The sequence below is a fragment of the Polynucleobacter sp. 39-46-10 genome, assembly GCF_002282275.1.
The window spans coordinates 1-5,411 of sequence record NZ_NCJB01000156.1 but is presented as its reverse complement, the minus strand read 5'-3'; the positions used below and the strand labels follow the sequence as shown (position 1 = coordinate 5,411).

Annotated in this window: 3 protein-coding genes and 1 pseudogene; all 4 read right to left on the bottom strand. The window is 44.6% G+C overall.

Features of this window, described 5'->3' with window-relative positions; genetic code table 11:
- Nucleotides 1-177: 177 nt before the first annotated feature.
- On the bottom strand, nucleotides 178-1,509 hold the full coding sequence (locus B7X71_RS11340; protein WP_293600775.1) for an FAD/NAD(P)-binding protein: 1,332 nt from the start codon (nucleotides 1,507-1,509) through the stop codon (nucleotides 178-180).
- 26 nt (nucleotides 1,510-1,535) lie between these two features.
- Nucleotides 1,536-3,725, bottom strand: a pseudogene (locus tag B7X71_RS11335) (OsmC domain/YcaO domain-containing protein).
- A gap of 106 nt (nucleotides 3,726-3,831) precedes the next feature.
- Nucleotides 3,832-4,512: a response regulator gene (locus tag B7X71_RS11330; RefSeq protein ID WP_293598715.1), complete on the bottom strand. Its 681-nt coding sequence runs from the start codon at nucleotides 4,510-4,512 to the stop codon at nucleotides 3,832-3,834.
- Nucleotides 4,513-4,514: 2 nt separating this feature from the next.
- On the bottom strand, nucleotides 4,515-5,411 hold an 897-nt coding region (locus B7X71_RS11325; protein ID WP_293600774.1), incomplete at its 5' end, for an ATP-binding protein.

The following is a 5,411-nucleotide window of genomic DNA, read 5'->3' as shown; positions in this document are numbered from 1 at the left end:
ATAGGCAAGGATATGAGAATCCTCTGCTCTACCGACTGAGCTACCAGGCCAAGAGTTATGGTTATAAATGAAACTAATTTATAGGATTAAAAACTGGGTTTACGATGGCAATTTACTCAATTGACTTATCAATCGGCACCCAAGAGACTGTATTTAAAGGGGCTTATGGAGTGTTTCTTAGCCCCCAGCAATCTGACCTGCTAATTGCTCGGCTTGCTTGGCAATAGCACTTGCAGCTATGACATCACCCAAGCTTCCCATGGTTGCCGGCCCAATCATCCATAAACTATTCCACCGATCAGATGGTGAACGAATCACTCGGAAACTTGCATCAACCGCGATAGCATGCCCAAGCGGGTCCCTGATCGCCAATCGATTTTCAATGAGTTGATTTAGTAAGGGATCAGATGCAACGCCTGTGCAATTGATGATTCGATCTCCCTCAACATTAATTCCATTACCCAAGAGCACTCTCACCTTAGAGTCAGTACATTTGATTTCTATTGCACGCCCCAATACAAATTGAATTTGATTATTTGACTTCAGCTTTTCATATGCAGCTATCGTTTGTGGTGAGGCTCGAAAACGATATAAATTCCATAGCCAACCCACTCTCTTAAATAAAGTTCGCTTTTGATGCACGGAGAATTGTTGCCAAATGATATTAATATTTGTCCTCAACTCTTCCCATGCGCTCTGCCACTCTGTGCTCGTAGTGGATGTTGATGGCAAATAATCTCGTATGAAACGAATGAATTTAGCTGGACTTAAATTCTGCGGCCAAACGGGCTGAATCTTTCTTTCCCAATTCGCCTGGGCTGGAGGAAAAATGGCTCTCGGACTAATCACATATATTTGTCCAAGATGCTTACGCTCTACCAAATTATTAATGGCATCTAATGCTGTCAATCCTCCACCAAGCAAAATAATCCTCTCATGGGCTTCGACCCCGACTAATCCATGTCCCGTCCAAGGGTTCTCAACAAGACATGATGCAGATAGATTGGGATAAGGATTAGTGACTACGCAAGGCCAAGTGGGCGGGGGATTGCCAGTCGCGATAATGACTCGCTTTGCACTTAATACCGCTTGGTTATCAAGAACAAGATTCCAAGAATTATCGGCCGAACTTAAGCTAAGAACTTTAGCTTTAATTTGTTCAATGTCATCTGGTTTAGATTCAGTAGAAATCAGTTCAGAAACATACCGACCAAAATCTTGGCGAAGATAAAAATATCCTGCATCAGTCTTTGCTTCTGGATCATTTACATGCTCTTTAGCCCACCTTGAAAAATGCAAGGGGTCATCTGAAAAAATGATTGGCAAATTCTCACGGATGTTTAGTCGAAAATGTAGATTGTCACAACCATATGCATTTCCCTTTCCTAGGGTGCCTGAGCCAATCACCGTTATAGCGGTGGGCGCAATGCCCCTGCGCAAGAGATGCGCCACCATTACAGCTGCAGCAAAGCCGTCTCCAATAATCGCCAATTCTTTAATGTTCGACATGGGTCAGCCTAAATAGTAATTAGCCCCTATCTAGAGGACCGGGCCAAATGTAATTTTTTATAACTGTCGATTAAACGATGGTGCCTCTCTAAGCCCTCTAACTTCGTGCTTGTTGGAGTTAATCCAAAGAAGCGCACACTACCACTTACTGATCCCAAAACCGCATCGATTCTTTCCTTGCTAAACATACGTCGTAGATTTTGCAGATAGTCATTTAGCTCTAAATTCTCATCAAGCTCAATCTCAAGCACTGTATTTAAGGCCTGATAAAACAGTTTGCGTTCGACCGCATTGTCGTTGTATTGCAGAAAAGCGCCAACAAGTTCATGCGCCTCTTCAAATTGTTTCAATGCCAGATTAATTAAGAGCTTCAACTCAAGAACCGTTAATTGACCCCAGGGCGTATTCTCGTCAAACTCAATACCAATCAATGTGGCGATATCACCATACTCATCAAGTTCATTATTTTCTAGATTTTCTAGTAGCTTCCTTAGATTGGCATTATCTAGTTTGTGTAGATTCAAAATATCAGCACGGAATAACAGGGCCTTGTTCGTGTTATCCCAAACCAAGTCTTCTATCGGGTACACCTCGGAATACCCTGGCACCAGGATTCTGCAAGCAATCGCTCCCAGCTCGTCATACACTGCTACATAAGCTTCTTTACCCATATCTTTAAGAATGCCAAACAGGGTTGCCGCTTCATCTCTATTGGAGTGCTCGCCATGACCTGAAAAGTCCCACTCAACAAAATCGTAATTTGATTTAGCGCTGAAGAATCGCCACGACACAATGCCACTAGAGTCAATAAAGTGCTCAACAAAATTATTTGGCTCAGTCACCGCCTCACTAGCGAAAGTAGGCGGCGGTAAATCATTCAAGCCTTCTAGACTACGGCCTTGCAGAAGTTCAGTTAGGCTCCGCTCCAGGGCGACTTCCAATCTTGGATGCGCCCCAAAGGATGCAAATACTCCGCCCGTTCTTGGGTTCATTAAAGTAACGCACATAACAGGTTAGATGCCGCCTAATGATGCGTCTTTTACCAACACCGGAAAGCCCTGCTCTTCAAGACTCTGAATGCCCGCCAGAATACCGGGGTATTTTGCAAGCACTTCTTGTGGCACGTCTGGCAAAGCAATTTCTTCTTCAATAATTTGACGTTTAACTGCTCGTTCAAAAATCTCTGACAAGCATTGCACCTGCGCTTCAGCAAGTGTGTTGCCAGCGCTCATGCCATTACTGACATACAAATTTTCAATTAAGTTGGATGGGAAATACACAGTCTTACCGTCTGACTGACGTACATATGGCAATGAACAAATTCCCCGCTCTACATTGCCAGAATTGGTATCGATTAAATGTGAGGCTCGCAGTTCACCATCAGCATTAAAAATCTCTAGGCAATACTCATCCAGAATTTCTTTAGGTAGCGCATCTTTTGGTCCTGGCTTAAACCAACGCTCATTTGGATAATGAACAAAATTGCTATTGGCTATATCCTCACCCCAAAATGCACCAGCATAAAAATGGTTATTGCTGAGTCGCTCGATATACTCGCCCAAGGCTGAGGCTAGCGCGCTTTCTTTTGTGGAGCCTTTGCCATTGGTAAAGCACATTGGCGAGTGTGCATCGCGAATATGTAAAGACCATACATTAGGAATCAGGTTACGCCATGAGGCAATTTCAATCTTAATTCCTAGATTGGCAAGCACACCAGACATATTCGCAATGGTTTGCTCTAGCGGCAAATCCTTACCTGGAATAATGGTGCTTACATCTGAGGCCGAGTTCAAAGTTAAAAGGCTCTGCGCATCAGCATCGAGATTCTTAACCTCTTCAATGACAAACTCCGGGCCCGCCTGTACGACTTTCTTGACCGTACAGCGCTCGATGGATCGCAAGATACCCTGGCGATCATTGGCAGAAATATCTTCTGGCAATTCAACCTGAATTTTGAATATCTGTTGGTAACGATTTTCTGGGTCGACAATATTATTTTGCGAAAGGCGAATGTTCTCGGTTGAGATATTGCGTGTGTCGCAATACAGCTTTACAAAATAGGCGGCACATAAAGCGGAGGAAGCCAAAAAGTAGTCAAAAGGTCCCGGGGCTGAACCATCCCCTTTATATCGAATGGGCTGATCAGCAATTACCGTGAAGTCATCGAACTTGGCTTCGAGACGCAACTTATCGAGAAAGTTAACCTTTATTTCCATGGGAATAATTCCGAAATGATGTTAGCGCAATGATCCGTCGCAATGTCAATGCTGTGCGCCACACCAATAGTCCCAAAGAACATTACAAGGGACTCATACTTGGTGTTTACTGCTCGGCTTTATTGCGTGAGGTGTCGATTCCTAAAGCTTTTAACTTGCGGTAGAGGTGTGTGCGCTCTAAACCAGTGTATTCAGAAATCTTAGTCATGCTACCACCCATGATGATCATTTGATGCTCGAAGTAGGCTTTTTCGAATAAGTCCCTGGCCTCACGAAGCGGCAAATCAAAGTAAGTTTTTGCAATCCCACTAATGTACTCACCCTCTTGTACTTGAGTGACCTTCTCACTGGCTGCCACTCTAGGGGTGGGGCTGGATGAGGACGCAGAAGGCACTCTTTCCTCAACAGGCTCAATAAACTTGGGCGCACTCTCAAGAGCCTTGTTAACAGTTTTGAGTAATTTTTGAAGCGCGATGGGCTTTTCCAAGAAGTTAAGTGCGCCAATGCGGGTAGCTTCAACTGCGGTATCAATCGTGGCATGGCCAGACATCATAACTACTGGCATCGTGAGTTGACCCGTCTTGGACCACTCTTTTAATAGGGTAATGCCATCAACTTCAGGCATCCAAATATCCAGCAAGACGAGGTCTGGACGCATTTGTTCGCGGATTGTGCGAGCCTGCATAGCGCTCTCGGCCGCATAAACAGTGTGGCCTTCATCCGTCAGAATCTCATTAAGAAGCTCTCGGATTCCCATCTCATCATCGACCACCAAAATACTTGCCATACTTATGCTGCCTCTTTTGCCAGATTCATAAACAAAATTGATACTTGTGCGCCGATCACTTCATCCCCTCGAATACGGTTCCGAACTTCAATTTTGGCGCCGTGGTCATCTACGATTTTCTTCACTACTGCCAGACCCAATCCAGTGCCCTTACTCTTTGTTGTTACGTACGGCTCAAAAGCCCTTGCCAATATCTTAGCTGGAAATCCTGAACCGCTATCACTTATCGTTAGGCGCACCGCATTCTGTGGCACACCATTGACTTCGCCGTAAGGCACTATTTCAGTTTTGACTTCGACTGGCTCAGCTTGATGCTCACCCTCAAGAGTAGCATCTTGTGCGTTCTGCAAAAGATTATGAATAATCTGTCTAAGTTGCGTAGGATCACCCATAATATTTGGGCTGCGCTCATCAAGCTGAGTTTTTATGGGGCTTCCCTCATATAAACCCAAAATCTCCTGTATCAAGGCGTTGATTGAGACTGACTTTAGTTGTGGGCTGGGCGTTTTTGCAAAATCCCTAAAATCATTCACCATCTCTTTCATTGCCTGAACTTGTCCGATGATCGTTTCAGTACTGCGATTCATCATCTCTTCTTGCTCAGGACTCAACTTACCTGCCAACTTATGCTGCAACCTCTCTGCTGAGAGTTGTATGGGGGTTAAGGGATTCTTAATCTCATGCGCTAGGCGTCTGGCAACCTCACTCCAGGCAATCGAGCGTTGAGCGCTGACCACATCAGTAATGTCATCAAATACCACCATGCGTAAATCCGCAGTTAACTCAGTTCCGCGAATAAATAAGGTGACACCAGGTTCATTCTCAAACTCGTTTGTACTATGGAGCTGGATCTGCTTTTGCCATACTGGTGCCGATTTCTTGGCCTCTAAGTCTGGCTG

What these genes read in the sequence shown, in the direction of transcription:
- B7X71_RS11340 (WP_293600775.1), bottom strand. Translation starts at nt 1,509, where the DNA reads ATGTCGAACATTAAAGAATTGGCGATTATTGGAGACGGCTTTGCTGCA.
- B7X71_RS11330 (WP_293598715.1), bottom strand. Translation starts at nt 4,512, where the DNA reads ATGGCAAGTATTTTGGTGGTCGATGATGAGATGGGAATCCGAGAGCTT.